At 58.4% G+C, this 20,268-nt stretch carries 16 protein-coding genes; 14 read left to right on the top strand and 2 right to left on the bottom strand.

The genetic code is table 11. The features are described from left to right. Positions 1 to 31 precede the first annotated feature (31 nt). The 4 genes from gdhA (at position 32) to RBH71_RS00390 (ending at position 3,767) form a co-directional block, all read left to right on the top strand. On the top strand, positions 32 to 1,381 hold the full coding sequence (gene gdhA, locus RBH71_RS00375; protein WP_113556326.1) for an NADP-specific glutamate dehydrogenase: 1,350 nt from the start codon (positions 32 to 34) through the stop codon (positions 1,379 to 1,381). Positions 1,382 to 1,796: 415 nt separating this feature from the next. After that, positions 1,797 to 2,318 carry a hypothetical protein gene (locus RBH71_RS00380; protein ID WP_323686946.1) on the top strand — a complete coding sequence of 174 codons (522 nt, stop codon included), beginning with the start codon at positions 1,797 to 1,799 and terminating at the stop codon, positions 2,316 to 2,318. A 498-nt stretch (positions 2,319 to 2,816) separates the two neighbouring features. After that, the gene (locus RBH71_RS00385) at positions 2,817 to 3,353 is read left to right on the top strand and encodes an NUDIX hydrolase (RefSeq protein WP_112162142.1); all 537 of its coding nucleotides are present in this window, start codon (positions 2,817 to 2,819) and stop codon (positions 3,351 to 3,353) included. A 207-nt stretch (positions 3,354 to 3,560) separates the two neighbouring features. After that, positions 3,561 to 3,767: a hypothetical protein gene (locus RBH71_RS00390; protein WP_019565739.1), complete on the top strand. Its 207-nt coding sequence runs from the start codon at positions 3,561 to 3,563 to the stop codon at positions 3,765 to 3,767. A 340-nt stretch (positions 3,768 to 4,107) separates the two neighbouring features. On the opposite strand, the gene RBH71_RS00395 is transcribed toward RBH71_RS00390, so the two are convergent. After that, on the bottom strand, positions 4,108 to 7,242 hold the full coding sequence (locus RBH71_RS00395) for a response regulator (protein ID WP_112162141.1): 3,135 nt from the start codon (positions 7,240 to 7,242) through the stop codon (positions 4,108 to 4,110). A gap of 156 nt (positions 7,243 to 7,398) precedes the next feature. On the opposite strand from RBH71_RS00395, the gene RBH71_RS00400 reads away from it, so the two are divergent. Next, positions 7,399 to 8,406 (top strand): sensor histidine kinase, encoded by a 1,008-nt coding sequence (locus RBH71_RS00400; protein WP_060643035.1) that lies wholly within the window; start codon positions 7,399 to 7,401, stop codon positions 8,404 to 8,406. Positions 8,407 to 8,941: 535 nt separating this feature from the next. On the opposite strand, the gene RBH71_RS00405 is transcribed toward RBH71_RS00400, so the two are convergent. Further along, positions 8,942 to 9,547: a J domain-containing protein gene (locus RBH71_RS00405; RefSeq protein ID WP_323687078.1), complete on the bottom strand. Its 606-nt coding sequence runs from the start codon at positions 9,545 to 9,547 to the stop codon at positions 8,942 to 8,944. A 698-nt stretch (positions 9,548 to 10,245) separates the two neighbouring features. Here RBH71_RS00405 and RBH71_RS00410 point away from each other — a divergent pair. Genes RBH71_RS00410 through RBH71_RS00450 form a run of 9 tightly spaced genes read left to right on the top strand, consistent with a single transcriptional unit; the run spans position 10,246 to position 19,737 of the window. After that, positions 10,246 to 11,745: an NAD(P)-binding domain-containing protein gene (locus tag RBH71_RS00410; protein WP_097169943.1), complete on the top strand. Its 1,500-nt coding sequence runs from the start codon at positions 10,246 to 10,248 to the stop codon at positions 11,743 to 11,745. Further along, positions 11,738 to 12,382, top strand: coding sequence for a 2-hydroxychromene-2-carboxylate isomerase (locus RBH71_RS00415; protein ID WP_097169942.1), 645 nt, complete (start codon positions 11,738 to 11,740; stop codon positions 12,380 to 12,382). The genes RBH71_RS00410 and RBH71_RS00415 overlap by 8 nt, the downstream gene beginning before the upstream one ends. Then, positions 12,379 to 13,380 carry a dipeptidase gene (locus RBH71_RS00420; protein ID WP_097169941.1) on the top strand — a complete coding sequence of 334 codons (1,002 nt, stop codon included), beginning with the start codon at positions 12,379 to 12,381 and terminating at the stop codon, positions 13,378 to 13,380. The genes RBH71_RS00415 and RBH71_RS00420 overlap by 4 nt, the downstream gene beginning before the upstream one ends. Before the next feature lie 29 nt (positions 13,381 to 13,409). After that, entirely contained in the window at positions 13,410 to 14,483 is a 1,074-nt protein-coding gene (locus tag RBH71_RS00425; protein WP_111802750.1) for an ABC transporter substrate-binding protein, read from the top strand. A 20-nt stretch (positions 14,484 to 14,503) separates the two neighbouring features. Further along, positions 14,504 to 15,559, top strand: a complete 1,056-nt coding sequence (locus RBH71_RS00430) for an ABC transporter ATP-binding protein (RefSeq protein WP_097169939.1) — start codon at positions 14,504 to 14,506, stop codon at positions 15,557 to 15,559. After that, positions 15,559 to 16,434, top strand: a complete 876-nt coding sequence (locus RBH71_RS00435) for an ABC transporter permease (RefSeq protein WP_323686947.1) — start codon at positions 15,559 to 15,561, stop codon at positions 16,432 to 16,434. The genes RBH71_RS00430 and RBH71_RS00435 overlap by 1 nt, the downstream gene beginning before the upstream one ends. Positions 16,435 to 16,442: 8 nt before the next feature. Further along, the gene (locus RBH71_RS00440; RefSeq protein WP_097169937.1) at positions 16,443 to 17,231 is read left to right on the top strand and encodes an ABC transporter permease; all 789 of its coding nucleotides are present in this window, start codon (positions 16,443 to 16,445) and stop codon (positions 17,229 to 17,231) included. A 1-nt stretch (position 17,232) separates the two neighbouring features. Then, a complete protein-coding gene (locus tag RBH71_RS00445) occupies positions 17,233 to 18,741 on the top strand; it encodes a carboxylesterase/lipase family protein (protein WP_112162140.1) in 1,509 nt (502 codons plus the stop codon). A gap of 48 nt (positions 18,742 to 18,789) precedes the next feature. Next, entirely contained in the window at positions 18,790 to 19,737 is a 948-nt protein-coding gene (locus RBH71_RS00450; protein ID WP_080802808.1) for a LysR family transcriptional regulator, read from the top strand. Positions 19,738 to 20,268 lie beyond the last annotated feature (531 nt).

Raw genomic sequence — 20,268 nt, forward strand, 5'->3', positions numbered from 1 at the left:
TCCTTAAGCTATTAAAAAAACGGAGTATTTGATGGTTCACGTCGACGAAAAACTCGAACCCATTCTCAACGAAGTCTTGCGCCGAAACGCAGGAGAGTTCGAGTTCCACCAGGCCGTGCGCGAAGTCCTGGAGAGCCTTGGAAGAGTCATTGCTAAACATCCGCGTTATGCGGAAAACGCCCTTATCGAGCGGATTTGTGAACCGGAGAGGCAGATCATCTTTCGTGTGCCTTGGGTGGATGACAACGGTCAGGTCCAAATCAATCGCGGATTCCGCGTGCAGTTCAACTCTGCTTTGGGTCCCTATAAGGGCGGCATTCGGTTTCATCCCTCGGTCAACGTCGGTATCATCAAGTTCCTCGGATTCGAACAGACGTTCAAGAACGCCTTGACCGGTATGCCCATCGGTGGAGGGAAGGGCGGATCCGACTTCAATCCGCGCGGACGATCTGATGGCGAAATTATGCGCTTTTGTCAGTCGTTCATGACTGAGCTTCATAGACATATTGGCGAATACACCGATGTTCCCGCTGGCGACATCGGTGTCGCCGGTCGTGAGATTGGCTATATGTTTGGCCAGTACAAGAGGCTGACCAATCGATTTGAGGCGGGTGTCCTGACCGGGAAAGCCCTGTTCTATGGCGGTTCGCGCGCTCGCAAAGAAGCGACAGGTTATGGGGCGAGCTACTTTGTGCGCAGGATGCTGGCCTCCAAGGGAATGGACTTTTCAGAAAAGCGTGTGTCGGTTTCTGGTTCGGGCAACGTTGCAATTTATACAATGGAAAAAGTAAGCGAGTTCGGCGGGAAGATTGTCGCTTGCTCCGATTCAAACGGTTATGTCGTTGATGAAAGCGGGATTGATTTCGCCCTGGTCAAGGAGATCAAGGAGGTCCGCCGAGGACGCATCTCGGAATACGTGAAGCTCAAGGGGTCGGACGCTTGCTTTGTAGAGGGAGGATCAATCTGGGATGTCCCCTGTGACGTGGCTATGCCCTGTGCAACGCAGAACGAACTGACTGGTAAAGACGCAAAGACGCTCGTCAGAAACAACGTCATCGCGGTGGGAGAAGGTGCAAATATGCCGTCGACTCCCGAGGCTGTAAGGTTGTTTCAGGCGGCAGGCGTCATGTTCGCGCCTGGCAAGGCCGCTAATGCAGGAGGGGTCGCCACGTCTGCTTTGGAAATGCAACAGAACGCTTCCCGTGACAGCTGGACGTTTGAGCAAACGGAGGCGCGCCTCGCAGACATCATGAGTGCGATCCATGATGTCTGCGCGGAAACAGCCGAGGAATATGGCGCGCCGGGCGATTACGTCCTTGGTGCAAACATCGCCGGATTCGTTCGGGTGGCGGAAGCTATGGACGCGTTAGGGGTCATCTAGGCGATCACGAGCGGCGGCCCAGCTCGACTCATGCTGTACCGGAGGAACGCATCGGTGATGATTATTGGACCTCAAGCCAGACCGGAGCCGCTGCGCCTCAAAGCAGGAGCGTCACCCGATCGCACGCGTGCGATCGGGTCGTTCGCCAATTTAGTCGCTCCACTGGTCTTTGTTCTCTTTGTTGAGAACAAGGCGTTTTTCAGAGGTTACCACCTTGTTTCCTGCCCTGCTTGCCAAGACCAATTTTGGTCTTGATCATGCTACTCTGGCTGACGTAGCCGCTATCCTATGTGAGGACGAGGCCTGCCTTGCACCGATTGCTAACGCGGCTAACGAGACGACAGGCGAGCCACGGTGGATTGCTGGTGCTTTAATACATGCACTCTGGCGAAAGGCTGGAGTCGCCCCTCAGGTGATGTCCTCCGTTCTAAAAGCCTGGCCGGAGATAGTGGCATCGCTCGAAGCGGTTATGTGTTTCCGGGCGAATGCGGCCGCCGAAGAGAGCGATCCATTCATGTTCTATCAACCTGTCGCCGCCCACTCGATCCCCGTTGCTGGTCTCGATGAGTACATTGATCTGGTTGAGAACCGCTTCATTATTTGGAGGCGTCCCAGCATCGATCGGAAATCTCTGGGAAAAGCAATGTTCGCTGGACGCAGGTCGGACAATGATGCCGCTTATCTTGCCGCCTTAAGATCGCTGCAAGCTCGACCGACATACCAGACCACAGGGCTTGGCTTTACCGATGGAAGCACGTTCTTCCACAACGAGTGGGGACGCAACCTAGCTGAGCAGGCGCTCGAATCGTCAGTGCTGTGCAACGACCGGTCAGGTCTGTTGTTCGAGAACAGCTACGTCTGCAAAACCTCCATCAATGTCTCGATCGTCGTCCGCGCGTTCAAGCGAAAAGCTCTGGGTCTGACAGTAAGGCCATAAAGTGACGCAGAGCTTGTTGCCGCTGAGTGGATGTCACAAGGTTCGTTCACGTACGATTTGGCGCGAATGGTCCGACATCATTCCTATCGTGCGGCAAAAGGTCACCTTGCAGGCAACGCGATCCTTGCCCAGATAAGCATCATGAAAACGACCATGAAATCCCTATTTTTCAGGCTTATTGATCAGGCACGTTCCCTAACCCGGAGCTGGCAGCACTGAACCTTTAACGCCGCCATAGACCCAGCCGCTCCGGGAACCACGCAATTGAAAGTGCGGTTCGTTATGCGTCGCTCGCGCGACGTAGCCATGGAGCGTTTTAATGTCCCACCCTCGCCCCCTTCCAGTCTGCCCTGCCTGCAACCGTCAACTGCCGGGTGCCGCGGCCCGGTGCCCTTGGTGTGAAACCTCTGTTCCACTGAGAGCCGCACGCAAGCCTCATAGTTGCAAGCGCAACGAGTTCCGGCTGCCCTTTCGCTGGCTTGCGGAGACCGCAGGACAATGACACGCGCTACGACAGCAAGCCGGATCGTCTCGTCACCTGATGACAGAGGTCAGTTGCAGCAGGTCGGAGTACTTCCCTGGCGGATCGGGCGCGACGGCGAGCGCAAGGTGCTGCTTGTCACGGACCGTGAGCGCGAGCGCTGGATCGTGCCCAATGGCCCGCTCGTGAAAGCATGTCCGCCCCTCGTCATGGCCTCACGACATGCCTTCAAGGTGGCAGGAATTATTGGCGACATGTCCCCGGCTCCGGTATTGACATACAGATACATCAAGACCCTCAACGATGGGCCTCAGCTTGTCTGCTGTGTCACGATATTCGGTATGAACGTGCGTGGCACTTTGACCCACTGGCGCGAAAAAGCGCACCGAAAAAGACGATGGTTTTCTCCACTAGCGGCGGCAGACAGGCTGGATGATATCGCGCTTGCCGATTTTGTACGGAAGCTCGATGCCGAGCCGGGGTGTTGGCATGCCCGCCGTCACTCTGGCCGCCTGATACTGGGGTTGAGCGAGCGGCAAGGTTCTGGTGTCTGACATGCCGACGATGGAGCTAACGGGTTTCGCGCTCACCATGCGTTATATCTTTCCTATCCGAAGGGTTAGTGCCGGACGCTGATGGCCTGGCGCCAATAGTTGCGACCGCGACATTGGCGTCAGGTTTCTCGCAACCCGACACGAAAACTGCGGAGCAAATCTGGCCGCCTGTGCCATCGCATTGCCCGCATTCGGAAAGAAGCAGTCATGACTTTCAGATATATTCACACCCTTCCTATCAGCGGCCCCAACAAGTTGCCTCGTTTCAGGCGGTGGGCTGCCGAAAATATTCCCGGCATTGCCGTCTCTCTGCCGCCCCAGGTGCCGGTTAAGAGCGAAGCTCTAACGGTGCGATTGAAATCGGTTGAGGATCGCAACACGCTGATCGCGAAACTGGAGGGCGTCAGCCTCTAGTGATCTCGTGCCCCGCGGCGTACGGCTGATCCGGATCGAGCTGGTGGTGTTCTATGCCGCGCGGTTCTTGTCGGTCGAGCTATGCCTTACGCCGCGGGGGCGTCGACTTCGGATAAAAACCGAACGGCGCATTAACCGGCGAAGGGTGCCGTGGCCTCGCTCGCCCAGGGGCATCGAGATATCTCCACAGATCCAGTCCCACAATCGTGATGACCCGGCGGTCAACAGCGCAGGTGGGACTGGATACTCAACCTTGCGCAGGTGGCCAGCCGCCATCGCCAAACAGCGCGATGGCAAACGTCGTTATAACCATCCACGAGCCATGCCAGCCAGATTGCGGTCACAAGGTCCGATCGGCCTTACCCAACACCTGTCGCAGACCATCGATACTGAAAGGCTTGGATAATTGCTGCGCATCGGAAATACCCGAGGCTGTCTTGGCGTTGTCGTCACCGCTTGCGAAAACGATCCGCACGTTTGGCCAGCGTTCCCTTACATGCCTTGCAAGTTCGATCCCCGACATGCCGGGCAGACCGACATCTGTCAGCAACATGTCGATCCTGTTGGCCTCAAGGACGCTGAGGGCATCTTCCGCTGAGTTAGCCTCATGCACCGTGTGACCAAGCTCCTCTACCATGTCGACCGTCGACATCAGGATAAGCGGCTCATCCTCAACGATAAGGACATGCGGTTTTGCCGACACCATTGGGCGGCTATCACGCGGCTCCTGCTCGGGTGCAGGCGCGGGCTCCTGGCGCTCCATCCGTTGCAAGGCAATCCTGTGTTGCTGCGCGTTGTTCAGGACGTGGCGGACTTTGCGGGCCAGTGCCTCGCGCGTGTAGGGTTTGGATAGCAACTCGACACCAGCGTCCAACCGGCCGCCGTGGACGATCGAATTTTCGGTGTAGCCTGAGGTAAATAACACGGCCATGCCAGGGAACTGAGCCTTGGCCTTCCTCGCAAGATCTGTGCTGCGCAGCGGGCCCGGCATCACGACGTCCGTGAACAGCAGGTCGATCTGAACGCCACTGCTGACGACGGCGAATGCGGACTGTGCGTCTCTCGCTTGGAGGACGCGGTAACCAAGGTCCGTCAGCAGCGCCACCGATGTTTCTCTAACGCCGTCATCGTCTTCCACCACGAGAACAGTTTCAGTGCCACCCGTCACCGCAATGGCCTCTGGATCACTCAGGCTGTCTTCGACCTGCACCGTGCGCGGCATATAGAGTTTCATGGTCGTCCCATGCCCGACCTCGCTGTAGATTTTGAGGTGGCCGCCGGACTGCTTAAGAAAGCCGTAAACCATCGACAAACCGAGGCCGCTTCCCTTCCCGTCCGTTTTCGTGCTGAAGAACGGTTCCAGGACATGTTCGATGATATCTGGCGATATTCCTGACCCCGTATCGGTCACTGCAACGAGTACATATTGTCCGGGACGGACATCGTCGTGCGAACGGGCGTAATTGTCGTCGAGAACCGCATTTCCGGTCTCGATTGTCAATCGTCCGCGGCCTTCCATCGCGTCCCTCGAATTGATTGCCAGGTTAAGGATGGCGTTCTCCAGCTGACTCGGATCGATCAGCGTATTCCATAACCCGCCGGAGACAACGGTTTCGAGTTCTATCTCTTCGCCCAGTGCCCGGCGCAGCATATCGTCCATATTCTGGATGAGTTTTCGAACATTGACGACTTTGGGCTCGAGCGGCTGACGGCGGCCGAAGGCCAAAAGCTGCGATGCCAGCTTTGCGCCGCGGGCAACGCCGGCCAAGGCATTTTGCAGGCGTTGTTCTGCCCGCCTGTTGCCGTCGATATCTTTGGAGAGAAGCTGCAGGTTGCCGCTCACGACCTGGAGAAGATTGTTGAAGTCATGCGCCACGCCACCTGTGAGGTTACCCAGCGCTTCCATCTTTTGCGCCTGCCTCAACGCGATCTGTGCGGTTTCGCGCTCGACAGTTTCTTTCTCTAGCTTCAGAAGCGCAGTTCTCAGTTCAATAGTGCGCTGCTCGACTTTTTCCTCAAGGGTGTGGTTAAGGCTCTGAAGCTGATCCTCAGCACGCTTTTGGTCCGTAACATCGAAGCCATCAACGAAAATCCCGGTCACTGATCCGTTAAGGTCAAAAATTGGCTGGTAGATCAAATGTACGAAGCGCTGATCCGGCTGCTCCTTGCCATCCCGTTCAAGGAAAACAGGCACATAACGACCTATATACGGCGTGCCCGATCGAAAAACACCGTCGAGCAATTCGAAGAAGCCTTGCCCGGCAATCTCAGGCAGCGCCTCTCTGACGCTGAGGCCAAGGAGCTCGCGATGCCCGACAAGTTGATTATAGGCATCGTTGACCAGCTCGAACGTGTGTTCAGGCCCGCTGAGGATGCACATGAAACTTGGGGCTTGCTGGAACAGGGCGCGCATCCGATCTCGCTCCGCGGTCCGAAGTTCCACTTCTGAGGAGAGTTGACGATTGAGCTGCTCGAGTGCCAACGCTGCTTTTTCCCGGATCTCAGCAGCCTCCGCAAGCGCCGCTGCCCGTCGACGTTCTGTTTCGAACGCTTCGGCGCTCGCCAAGCGCGAGGTGATCTGGCCGGCAATCAATTTAAGGAAATCCAGGTAATCGTCGCTGACCGCCCGATGCGGATTGAGCCCGGTGATCATTACCCCCTTGGGTTGGTCGCTGGCTTGTCCGACCAAAGGAATGACCGCAGCCTGAGATGGCGCTCTTTGCCAGGGCCCCGACGGGATGACGTCTGTGGCCGACAACTGTATCAGATCCATGGCCTGTTCTTGCCAGGCGCGTTCAAGGTTCCAGATACCCACACCACGGTTTATTGTTACAGGCAATAAAGTGTCGTCTTCAGCTGTGCCGCAAACCCACCGGCGCATCGCATTGCCGTTCTCGTCAAAAACGTAAAGTGCGCAGAAGGGAAGATCCTGAGGGTTGTCGTTAAGCGCTTTGCGTGAAGCGTTGAAGACTTCGACCTCGGTGTCGGCCACGGCAAGGCCAGACGCCAGGGTGCGCATGGTTGCCAGGCGGCGTTCACTGATGACCCGCTCGGTTTCTTCCGTGACCGCGCAGAAGACGCCCTCGACCTTGCCATTGTCTCCGATCAGCGGACTGTAAGAGAAGGTATGATACGTTTCTTCCGGATACCCGTCGCGTTCGAGAAGCAAAAGCAGCGCGCGGTCCCAGGTTGCCTCTCCGCTTGAATAAACGGTTTCCAAGCGCCCTTTGATATCATTCCAGATTTCAGACCATAATATCTTTGTCGGCACAGCAAGCGCGTTGGGGTGCTTATTTCCCAAGGTCGGCCTATAGGCATCGTTATAGAAAAAGGCGATGTCTGGACCCCAGCCAAGCCACATTTCAAATTTTGAGGTGAGCAACAGCCGAATTGCGACCTTCAGCGCTTCGGGCCACTCGTCCGGACAACCAAGTGTACTATCCGCCCAGTCATGGCGCCGCATCATCTGCGCCATCTCTCCATCGCCAACAAATATGTCCCGATACCGGTCCGAAATTAATGCCATTCCACTTCCATCCCAATAAAGCACATCCTACGTAGAACATTGATAACGCTTCGCTGGCCAGCTAGTTCTAGATCGATACCAGCTTTTGTATGGGGTGGGAGACATTTGAAATTGAGTAAAGGCACATCACAACCTGAATGGAGTACAGCCGAGCTCAGGCGTGCTATCCAGTCGGCCGGGGTCGCGCTCTGGGCCTGGATCGTCGATGACGACACGTTTGTGATGGATGCCAAGGCTTACGAACTCTGGGACATTTGTGGCGAGGTAGACCTCACTTTTGAGCACCTTTCCGCCAAGGTGCATCCCGCCGACCGAGACCGCGTCAGGGCGGCGTTCGTCGCAACCCGCGCCATCGACGGCCCGTTTGAAATTGATTTCCGCATTCTCACGAACGCCTCCGACGTTCGTTGGATTTCCGCTCGGGGCCAAGGCAACGAGGGAGACGCTGCAACCGAAAAAATGACAGGCATCTTTCTTGACGTCACGGGCCGCAAGCAGGCGGAGGAAGGGCATGAACTCCTTGCCGGCGAGATGAGCCATCGCGTCAAGAATATTCTGGCTCTGGCCTCTGGATTAACAAATATCACCTCGCGGACGACCGAGACAAAAGAGGAAATGGCAAAGCAGTTGACTGAGCGACTGACGGCCCTCGGCAGGGCCCACGAACTGGTGCGCCCGCTCCCCGATGGCCAGGGGAGATCGGCATTGCTCGGTGACCTCTTTGCTGTGCTGCTTGCCCCTTACGACGACGTCGGAGCTTTTGCAGGTCGCATCCGCGTTGCTGTGCCGCGGATGGGATTAGGAGAAAAGGCCGCAACCAGCCTGGCACTCGTGATACACGAGTTGGCAACGAATTCGCTCAAATATGGTGCCTTGTCGAATAATGCGGGATTGCTCGACATATCCGGTTCTGTAATCGAAGACGAGGTCGAGATCGTCTGGAGCGAACACGGAGGCGACCCTGCTCAATCGCCCAGATCGTCAGACGGTTACGGCAGTAAGATGTTGCACAGGACAGTCTCTGGACAACTCGGTGGATCAATCGACTATAACTGGGGAGAGGGCGGCGTCGTTGTAACGCTAAGGATGAAAGAAAGCCATCTTTCTGGATAAATGATCGGGGACCGAGAGTTGGCCCTCAAGCACCCGGCGTGCCGAGACAAAAGCCGAAGTCCCGACCACCGACAGGCTGGGCGCCCTTGCGGGGAGGCATCGACGCGCGCTCCACCAAAACTGATGGAGCCTCACCGTTCTGCGGGACTGAATATGGGCAATCAGAGTGTCGCACGGTTGCGTAGTGACAACATGGACATCGGTATCCCTGTGTCTTTCGGCCATTTAAGTGGTGATGACGGCCATTCTCCTCAAGGCAGAGTTTGTCCAATAGCCTATCTCGGTGTCTTCGCTTTTGCGGTCGAATAGCGACAAACACAAACCATGCCGACGACCCACTACCCAGAGCGATGTCGTGCAACGGAGCACGTGTCTGCTCGCAGCTCCTGGGCGAATGACGGAGACGCTCCTTGAATGCATTTAAGAAATTTTGGCTTGGATTGAGGTCCGAGTGATCATCTCATCTATGCGTTGGAGCGGGTCAGTGGCTCGGGTCCCTTGAAGGCAGAGATCTTAGGCCCCTTTTAAACAGGCTTTAGCAAAAACCGTTCAATTTAAGGATTCGATACGCTTCGATTGAGCTTCGAAGTGCATCCTCAGAATTGCGGTCTCCGTCATTGGCGTCGGGATGGTGCATTTTGAGCCTCTCCTTATAGCGGCTCTTGATTTCTTGGGATGTCGCCTGGGAAGAAAGGCCGAGTGTTTCGAAAGCTTTGGCTTCCAGTACCTTGAGCTTTCTTTGTTGGGCGCCGATCCGGGTTTGCCCTTGCCGATCGGCTTTGCGAGCATTTAGCGTTTTTGCCGAGCCTGAACGAATTGAAGACGGTAACGGAGTTTCAGTCGCCGCGCTCACCCTCTTTCCCCAGGTCGGGCGCGCACCCGTCGTCGCTTCTTTCTGGTAACGGGCGACGTCGGCATTGGAGGGTGGTGTCGTAAAACTATAACCCTTGTTGTAGTCAGTCACATGCTCAAGGCAGAATAAGAGGTAAAGACCTTCTGCACCCGATCCCACCGGCGCGCGGTGAGTACCGCTCTTTTCACACCCGTCCCATTGGCATTTTGGGCCTGTGGCTTGGCTGGCCGATGGCGAGCGTTTGCGAGCGGATCGAAGACCTACGAATATTTTCGAATCATGCGTCATTGGAACTATATGGACGCGGAGGACCCCTAGGGCAACATCAGACATGTCCAATCTCGGGCAATACGTACAGGGCGCGACAGCCAACCTCACTGGGGGAAGCGCTGTTTTCTTGGCAAATTGGTCGTTTGGAAATGGCCAACATGGTGGAAAACATCTTACCGATCACACGCGGTTTCTTCTGAAGTCGATTATCGATTAAGGAGAGTTTGAGCCAACTGACGGTCCTGAAAACGCGCAAAGCCACTAGGTTCTTGCCCTTGACGGTTGAACCCAAGCCGATCGCTTTGGTTCTTCGTGGCCGAGAATCTATATCCAGGTTTCATCGCGATGCCAGCATGTTAGAAATATTCGCGTAAGGCCTTGCCGTCATCCGCGAAGATCTCGGTGCCGTTGACGAAGCTCGGTCGCGCGACCTTCGCAATCTCTTGCGGCTCGCAGTCGCCTAGGCCGTGGCAGAAGGCGCTGAGTAGCCGGCCGAATGTTCGGTTCTCCAGCGATGTTTTAATGACGTAGGGCTCGCCCGGCGTGCGTCGTGATAGCCGTTGGTGACGTCGGGAGATAATGCCCCAGCCGCCGTGAGCGCCAGAATTTGCCGAAAACCGCAGATGATTAGAAGATTTTTGCTTTCCGGCTTTCCCTTTCTGTGTTTCTTATAATGCTTAAATAGAATTTTTAACGCTTATTAATTCAGAATTAACATGATGGAAGACCGAAAAACCGATGCAGTGTCTGTCAATGCGGGCGGCTTGCTGGCGCTGGAGGCGCGGCTTGCGCACGAGCTCGCCCTTCTAGAGCGACCAGCGAAGCCATGGGTGCCGCGCATGGAGATCGACGGTGGCGGAGTGCTGGATGTTGCAGTTATAGGTGCCGGGCTTTGTGGGCTCACCGCGCTTGCCGCCCTCTCATTTGTCGGGATCGATAATATCAGGGCCTTCGATAAGGCTTCGAGCGGCTTCGAGGGTCCCTGGGTAACGAGCGCGCGTATGGAGACATTGCGCACCCGCAAGGAACTCGCTGGTCCCGCGCTCGGCGTACCCTCCCTGACATTCCGCGCATGGTTCGAGGCGCAGTACGGCGCGCGCGCCTATGAGGAGATGGTGCTCATACCGCGTGAAGACTGGATGGCCTACATGGTCTGGTATCGCAATGTACTGGCGCTGCCCGTGAGCAACGATACCGAACTTTCCGGTCTCATTCTCCGCGAGGATGGCCTGCTTGATCTCGAGTTACAGGGGCCGGAAGGTGCGACCAGAGTTCTGGCGCGCCGGGTGATCCTGGCGACAGGGCTTGATGGCCTCGGTGCGCCGCGACTGCCAGATGTAGCGAAAGCGGTTCCTGCAAGCTTCGTGCGCCACAGCGGCGATATATTCGACGTGAGCGCGTTACGGGGCAAGCGGGTCGCCGTGGTCGGAGCCGGAGCTTCGGCAATGGACAATGCGGCCGCAGCACTTGAGGCGGGGGCTGACCGCGTCGACCTTTTCATTCGCAAGCCGGATATTCCGCGTGTGGAGAAATTCGGCGGCATCGCAAGCCTCGGCATGTCCCACGGTTATATCGGCCTGCCCGATGCTGACCGCTGGGCCTTCATGGTCGAGGCGGAGCGGACGCAGATTCCGCCGCCACGCCACAGCATCCTGAGGGTCTCGCGGCATGGCAATGCGCTCTTCCATCTTGGCAGTCCCGTTATCAGCATCACAGAAGTGGGCGAGGCGGTGGAAATAGAGACTCCGAAGGGGCGCTATCCGGCCGACCTCATCATTTTCGCCACTGGCTTTGATGTCGATTTCGCCCGACGGCCGGAATTTGCGGCCTTAAGCGGCAGTGTCCTGCTCTGGCGCGACGCCTACCAGCCGCCCGCGGAGCAGAGCAACGATGCGCTGGGATCCTATCCCTATCTCGGGCCGGCCTTCGAATTTCTGCCGAAGCCGGATCTGCCTGCGACGGAGGCGGAAACGATTTCCCGTATCCATTGCTTTGCCTATCCGGCTGTTCCCTCCCACGGGAAAATCACCAGCGGCATTCCTGCGGTCAGTCAGGGGGCGGAGCGTCTGGCGCAGGGCATTGCCCGCTCGCTGTTCGTCGAAGACCGCGCCCGTCATTTCGAGACTTTCATGAACCACGACGCCGCTGAAATCACCGGCGAGGAATGGCGCGACGCGGACGCGCGGGACAAGACCAAGGAGCATGCCAATGGCTGAACCGGCACTGAAACTGGAAATATTTTACGGCATTTCATCGCCGTGGGCCTATTTCGGTGCGCCACGGGCGGTCGAAGTCGCGCGCTCGCATGGAGCCGAGATTGTGCTGCGCCCGATCCGCATCATCGAGGCCAATGGCGGCATTCCACTGCGCAGCCGCCCTGATGCCCGGCAGAGCTACCATGCCGTGGAACTGGACCGGTGGCGCCGTCATCTCGATATGCCGCTCAATCTCACGCCGAAATTTTACCCCTGCGCCACCATTGAACGCGCAGCGCAACTCGTCATTGCCGCACAGAAGGCCGGGCTGGACGCGATCAGCCTTTCCTTCGCCATCCAGCGCGCATTGTGGAGCGAAGACCGCGACATTGCCGATCTCGATACGCTCCGTGCCATTGCGCAAGCGGTTCTCGGTCCCGAAGCTGTGGCGCTGGTGCGCGATCCGCAGCCGGAAGACATCGTGGCGGAATGGAACGGAAATCTCGCTGAGGCCGAGCGCCTCGGAATTTTCGGAACACCGACCTATGTGGTGAACGGAGAGCTGTTCTGGGGGCAGGACCGCCTGGAATTCGCAAGCCGCGCCCTTGGTGCCCTGAAGCAGCAAATTTCGCAATCCGCAGTGAGGACATCCGCATGACCGATGCCGCAAAACTCCACAATCAGGCCATCGTCATCGACGGCCTGCAGACCTGCCAGTGGAACAGGTCGATATTCGAGGACATGCGCGCGGGCGGCCTGACCGCCGTCAACGTCTCGAGCGTGATCTGGGAAAATTTCCGCGAGGGCATCGGTTATGTCAGCGAATGGAAGCGTTTCCTGCGGGAAAATGACGACCTGATCCGCCCGGTGCGCACGGTGGCCGATATTCACGTGGCCAAGGCGGAAAACAAAACGGGTATCATCATAGGCTGGCAGAACACCTCGCCGCTTGAGGACAAGCTGGATTATGTCGAGATTTTCAAGGATCTCGGCGTCGGCATCATGCAGCTGACCTACAATACCCAGAACTATTCCGGTGCAGGTTATCTGGAAGAAAACGACAGCGGCCTGACGGGCTTCGGCCGTGAGGTACTTGGGGAGATGAACCGCGTCGGCGTGCTCTGTGATCTGAGCCACGTCGGCGACAGAACTACGGCGGATGTCATCGCCCGCTCGAAGGCGCCGGTCTGTATCTCGCATGTGTTGCCGCGTGCGCTGCGCGACGTGAAACGCAACAAGCCGGACGAACTGCTCAAAGCCTGCGCGGAGAAGGGCGGCATCATCGGCATCAGCCTTTTTGCGCCGGGTCTTGCTGCCGGAAACGATGCGACGGTCGAGGATTATCTCGATGCCATGGCCTATGTCATCGATCTCGTCGGCGAAGATCACGTCGGCATCGGCACGGATTTCTCGCAGGAGCGGCCGCGTCCCGGCCCCTGGCAGCTCTGGGCCAACCGCGACAAGGGCACGGCCCGCACGCTGACGGAATTCGCGACGGTCAAGATTTCCAAGCCGAAGGGCATCGAGCGCATTGGTGAGGTTCCCAATATCACCGCCCGCATGCTGGCGCGCGGCTGGAGCGAAACGCTCGTTCTGAAACTTCTCGGACAAAATTGGCTGCGCGTGCTCGATGCCGCGTGGCGGCCCGCAATCTGACAACACCAAATCAAATGGAGGCAACTGAAATGAAAAATGTTCTCAAGCGCCGCAAGGCCGCTCTCGTCGTCGGCATCGTTGCCGCCGGGATCGCCTCGCTCTCGGGAACCGTCTTCGCGCAGGATGCGACGAAGGGTACCGTCAACATCGTCGGTTTTTCCGGGGTCTTTGCGGATAACTATCAGAAATTCATCATCGACGCCTTCAAGGCCCAGCATCCCGGCATCGAGGTGAACTATCAGCAGAGCAAGAATTCGGCCGAAACGCTGGCGTTGCTCACCCTTCAGCGCGCCGAGCCGAAGGTCGACGTCGCCCTGATCGATGTTTCGGTCGCCATCAAGGCGAACAAGGAAGAATTGTTCACCAAACTCGATGCCGCCAAGGTGCCGAACCTTGCCGAGCAACCGGAATGGGCGCGCATCGATGGGGACCGCTCCGTCGCCTTCTCGCAGGACAATCTTGCCATCCTCTACAATACCGACGCGGTGAAGGAACCGCCGATAAGCTGGACCGATCTTGCCGACCCGAAATACAAGGGAAAGATCGCCGCCAAGCTTTCCGATACGCGCGGCGTCATTCTGCTGCCGATCCTCACCAAGCTGAAGGGTGGCGACTACAAGACCTCCGTCGATCCGGCCATCGATTTCCTGAAGCAGGTTGCGCCGAGCGTTTCGACTTTCGAACCGGCTCCGGACTGCTATGCCGTGGTGCAGAGCGGCGAGGTCGATCTTTCCATCTGCTGGAATGGCCGCGCGCAATATCTGCATGACACGCAGGGCGGGAAAATCGGCGTGGCCTTGCCGAAGGAAGGCTCCATCGGCCAGACGAACACGATCGGTCTGGTCGAAGGTTCCGCCAATAAGGAGGCCGCCGAACTCTTCGTGAATTATGCCCTGAGCGCCGAGGCGCAGGCGACATTTGCCGAAAAGAGCTTCTACGGTCCGGTCAACAGCAAGGTCTCGCTGAGCGAGGCGGTTGCTGCCCGCATCTACGGCAGCAAGGAAGCCCAGGCCGCGCAGTCCTCGCTGGACTGGAGCTTCGTAGCGGACAAATATTCCGCATGGATACAGCGGATCAACCGCGAGGTCATCGCAGCGAATTGAGACAGGAAGCAGAGGACGCCATGGCCGATCATCATGTCGAGATCGACAATCTCGTGAAGACCTATCCGGGCGCCCTCAAGCCCTCCGTGGATCATGTCAGCTTTTCCCTGCCACGCGGGGAAATGCTGGCGTTGCTGGGCCCATCCGGCTGCGGCAAGACGACGATCCTGCGCATGATTGCAGGACTTATCCCGGTAACCTCAGGCGAAATCCGTCTGGATGGCCGGGATATCTCCGCAACCCCCGTCCATAAGCGCAATATGGGCATGGTTTTCCAGGCCTATGCCCTGTTCCCGCATATGAACGTTTCCGAAAACATTGCCTTCGGGCTGGAAATGCGCGGCACCCCAAAGTCAGAGCGCAAGGAGCGGGTGGTAAGGGCGCTCGATCTGGTCAAACTCTCCGGTCTTGGCGAAAGACGCGTCTCCCAGCTTTCCGGCGGTCAGCAGCAACGCGCGGCAATCGCCCGCTCGCTCGTCATCGAACCCGCGCTGCTGCTGTTTGACGAGCCGCTTTCCAATCTCGATGCGAAACTGCGTGACGAGATGCGCGATGAAATCCGCGACATCCAGAACCGCACCGGTGTTACCAGCATTTTCGTGACGCATGATCAGGACGAAGCCCTTTCGATGGCCGACCGGCTCGCTGTCATGTCAGAAGGCCGACTCGAGCAGATCGGTACGCCACGCGAGATTTTCGACCGGCCGAAAACGGATTTCGTCGCGTCCTTCATTGGGGGCGGCTCGTTCCTTGCAGGCACCGTCGTGGCCCCGGGCCGTGCGGAAATTCCGGGGCTCGGTATCCTGCATTTTTCGGGTGCCATACCGGTCGGGCAAAAGGCGCGGTTTCTGGTGCGGCCGCATCGCTTCGTGCTGGGCGAGGGTGTCAACGTCTTTTCCGGCATTGTCGAACATGTCACCTATCGTGGGCAGATGCTGACGCTCGGCGTGCGTGCGGGCGACTATCGCCTGCAGGCCGATTTGCCCACTCACGCTGCCTCACTGCCGGCCAAGGGCGAGCGCGTGATGCTCTCCGTTGCACCTGAGGATGTGACGCTGATCGGGGAGGCGGCCTGATGGCGGCGGCGAGCCATTCCGCCGGTGGTGGCGCATCACACCGCGGCATCCTGATCCTTCTGCTTTTGCCAGGCCTCATCGCGCTGCTGACGACCTTCCTGCTGCCACTCATCTGGCTAGCACGGGCGTCGTTCGCCTCCTCGGCCATGGCCGCACTTCGCGGTGGTGACTGGACGCTCGAATCCTACAGAACGGTGCTGTTCGACCCGTTTTACTGGAAGATCGCCTGGAACACGCTTTATCTCGGCGTGAATGTCGCGGTTCTGGCGGTTATTCTCTCCTATCCCATCGCGCTGTTCCTTGCCCGCACCCAAAGCCGCTGGCGCGGGGTGCTGACAGCGCTTGCTGTTGCGCCGCTTCTCACCTCCTCGGTGGTGCGTACCTATGGCTGGATGGTCATTCTGGGGGACCGGGGCGTGATCAACACCGCGCTGCAATCGTCCGGCCTGACGGATGGCGTCATCCGGCTGACCAACAATTATTTCGGTGCGACCGTCGCATTGGTTGAAATCCTGATGCCCTATGCAATCCTTGCGATGCTGAGCGGGTTTGGCCGGCTGAACACGCAGTTCGAGGAGGCCGCAGCGATGCTGGGGGCAAACCGTTTGCGCGTGTTTACCCGCATCGTGTTGCCGCTTTCGCTGCCCGGCGTTTTGACTGCAGCACTTCTGGTCTTCGTGCTGGCCATCTCGTCCTTTGTCACGCCGCGCCTGATGGGCGGCGGCCGTGTCTTCGTCATCGGCACGGAGGTCTATAACGAAGCGACGGTGACGCTGAACTGGCCACTGGCTGCCGCACTTTCGGTGTTGTTGCTTATCCTGTTCGGCAGCGTGATAGTGATTTACCAGCGCGCCATGCGCGCGCTTGAGACGTGAGGCCGGCCATGGACGCGAAATTCGGACGCTTCGCCCACGCACTTCTGCTGACCCTGCTTTACCTGTTTCTTCTGGCGCCGATCATCGTCGTCCTGATCATTTCCTTCGATACGCGCCAATATCTGGCGTTTCCGCCGGAAAGCTTCTCCTTCGGTTCTTACGCCAAGGTTTTCGCCAATGCCAAGTTCATCAGCGCCTTCTGGCGAAGCCTTGGCATCGGCCTGCTCGTCGGTTTCGTGTCGATTTTCGCGGGGCTGCTTCTGTCGCTGGCGCTGTCGCGGCACGAATTCCGCGGCAAGGGCGCGGTCAATTTCCTGATCCTTGCACCGTTCCTCGTGCCGCATATCGTGCTTGCCGTTGGCGTAATGCTGGTGCTCGGGCCGCTCGGCCTGCTCGACAGCTATACCGGCATCTTTCTTGCGCATCTCGGCATCACCACGCCCTATACGGTGCGCACCATCACCATGAGCCTGATGACCGTAGATCGCCGTGTCGAGGAAGCGGCGCGCGTTCATGGTGCATCGCCCGCCATGGTGTTGTGGCGCATCACCCTGCCGCTGGTCCGGCCAGGTCTCATAGCCGGTGCGGTCATCGCCTTCCTGATTTCGTTCGATGAGGCGACCATCTCGCTCTTCATCGTCTCGGTCAAATCCTCGACGCTGCCGACGGAAATCTATCATTATCTGGAATATTCCACCGATCCGCAGATCGCCGCACTATCCGTTATCCTCATCCTTATCTCGGTCGGTGTGGTCGTGGCGGTCGAGCGGCTGGTCGGACTGCGTCGGGTGTTGTGACATGACCATCGTGAAAGTGGCAGCCGGTACGTTGCAAGGTATCAGGGAAAACGGAATTCACGCCTTTCTCGGTGTGCCTTACGCCGCGCCGGTAAAGCCGGAACGGCGTTTCGACGCGCCGCAGCCGGTCTCACCGTGGCAGGGCGTGCGCGATGCCACCCAGCTTGGTCCCGTCTGCCCGCAAATTCCAACCTATGGTCCGGTCGGTGCCGCCGCGACCTCTAAACTTGCCTTTGGCGAGGATTTCCTGACCGTCAACATCCGCACGCCTGATACGGCAGGGCGAGCGCCCGTGCTGTTCTGGATCCATGGTGGCGGCTACGCGGTCGGTTCGGCCAATGAACCGGTGCTGCAGAGCGGTGCGTTCGCGGCGAGCGGCATCGTTGAGATCACGGTCAATTATCGCCTGGGCGCGCTCGGTTTCCTCCATCTTGAAGGCAGGCCCGACAATCGCGGTCTGCTCGATCTTGTCGCCGCACTCGAATGGGTGCGCGATAATATCGCCGCCTTCGGTGGCGACCCGGACCAGGTGACGCTGGCCGGGCGTTCGGCCGGTGGCTTTGCAGTCGCGGCGCTGATGGCCATGCCGGACGCGCAGGGACTTTTCCACCGGGCCATGCCACAGAGCGGTTCAAGCACCGGTGTCGCCTCGATGGACGATGCCGAAAGGCTGACCCGACGGTTTCTGGCGGCCGCAAATGCCGATGAGGCTTCGCTCGCAGCCCTGCCGATGAACCGGTTGCTTGAAATCCAGCGTGATCTTTGCAACCAGTCCTATGAGGAGCATGATTTCGCCCGTGACGGGGACGCCTCGATGCTTGGCGTTCCCTTCGTTCCGGTCATCGAAGGGGCAAGTCTGCCGAAACATCCGGAAACTGCCGCGCGCGAAGGCCGCACCGCCGCCGTGCCAATGATGATCGGCTGCACAACTGGCGAACATGTGACCCACGCAATCGTGCAGCCTAAGATGGACTTCGCACTTTGCGCCGGGCTGCTGCATGAGCGCGTTCTTCCGCGTGGCCTCGCCGGCTCCGATATTGTTAAGCGCTATCGCATGGCTCTGCCCAACCACAGCCCGCGCGGCATTTGGCGCGCGATTGCAGGCGATCTCGTCTTTCAGCTCCCAGCCATACGTTTCGCGAGGCTGCATGCCCGTTTCAATCCGGTCTATAAATATCTCTACGGTCCGCTGGAGGCCGATGAGCTGGGTGCGCCACACGGCGCCGAAGTCGGTTCCGTCTGGTATCGTGATGGTTCGAATGACCGCGAATTGCCCGAGCGCCAGCGCGTGGCGGATCCGGACTTCGCAAGAGCGATACATGATCTGTGGGCCTCATTCATAAAGGACGAACGTCCCCGCGCCCCAAACGGTGAGTGGCCGCTCTATCATGCTGACAAACCAGTGGTTCTGCGTGCAGGCCCGGCCGGTTTTGAATTTACTGCCGACCCCTTCGACGGGCGCGAGGCGCTTTGGCTGCCAGCTGGCCATGACGATCGCGGACCGGTATAGCGCTTGGGTACGACGAGGCAAAAACACAGGTCCTGGGCGGAGTGAAAAATGGCGTCTGACTATCTTGATACGCGGCAGCTAGAAGCTTTCGTGGCGGTGGTTTCAATCGGCAGCATCACCGGTGCAGCGAAGGCCTTGGGCAAGTCTCAACCCGTCGTGACACGCCTCATTCAGGATCTGGAGGGCGAAATCGGTTTTGCGCTGCTGCATCGCAATGGTCCCCGTATCACCCCCACAGAAAAAGGAGTGGCCTTTTTCGCCCAAGCGGAGTTGTTCCTCGGCGGCCTCAGGACGATTAGCGAAAGTGCGAGGCGCATTCACGCCGCACGGCGCACGGCCATCGAGGTCGCGTCCATTCCGGCGATTGCTGCAAGCCTCCTGCCAAGGGCGCTCGCGGCCCTGCCGGCGGACCGGTTTCCCGATCATGTGCATCTCCAGAGCATTTCTTCGGAAAATGTCGTGCAGGCGGTGATGGCGGGCACCGCGGATCTCGGCGCCGTCAGCCTTCCGCTAGACAATCCCGGCGTCGATATTCACTGGCTGGGGGAGGTGCCGTGCGTGGCCGTGCTCGCGGAAGATCATCCGCTCGCTCGGAAGGCGGTCATCTCCGCCGCAGACCTTGCCGGAAACCGGCTTATCGCTTCGGCAAACCCCTTCCGCCTACGTATGCGGATTAATGATGTGCTTTCCAGTCTCGGTGTCGACCCTTCTTCCGTCATCGATAGCAATGCGACCTACGTTTCCCTGTCGCTGGCGCGCATGGGTCTCGGTGTCGCAATCGTCGAGTCGATTACTCTCTGGGGTTTGCCTGTAGAGGGTGTTCGCGTCATACCGCTGTCTTTTCATATCCCGTTCCAGTGGGGCTTCGTGACGGCTGCCGGTCGGCCGGTCATTTTCGAGGTGGAACAACTGGTGGCAACGGCACGACGGCTGGTAGCCGATATTCCTCAAGCGATTATCTACGACAGAATATCGCAGATTCAGTCTTTCGATTGACTTGTACATCTTACTTGCCAGACCCTGCCAAAGGCGACACTGCCGGGAAAAGGCAGCGCCGGCAAAGGATGTAGGCGGCGGCTTTCGTTTTCAGCTCAGCTTGTCGAGGATCTTACACAGCCTGATCATTCTGGCCTCCTTAAAGCCTGTTCCGACGTGGGCGAGCTCATTACTACAAAAGGCCGCAGGGGCCAGAGAGCTAAAACCGCCGGGCGACGCGTCGATACCGAGGCCGCCCGTGACAAGCTGCAAAGGATATCGGAAGGCACCGCCAACCAGTTCGCAATGGAGAAGGCCATCGCTTCAGGCGATGGGCGCCTCATGCGCAAGGCCAAGCTGGCGGCCAATACTGCCCGGCTCAAACGGCTCCGAGCCGCCTACGAGGACGACCAATATACGGTTCCGTCGCCAGATGCACGATGCCGAAGCCGCGGGCAATCAAAGCTCGACCGGTGGCAGATCTGGACGACGAGACCCTCGCGGCGGCTGCATAGCTGCATTGCACAATAAATGTTTTCCTGATGGTCAAAA

The organism is Rhizobium sp. AN68, from assembly GCF_030758035.1.
Classification (GTDB): domain Bacteria; phylum Pseudomonadota; class Alphaproteobacteria; order Rhizobiales; family Rhizobiaceae; genus Agrobacterium; species Agrobacterium tumefaciens.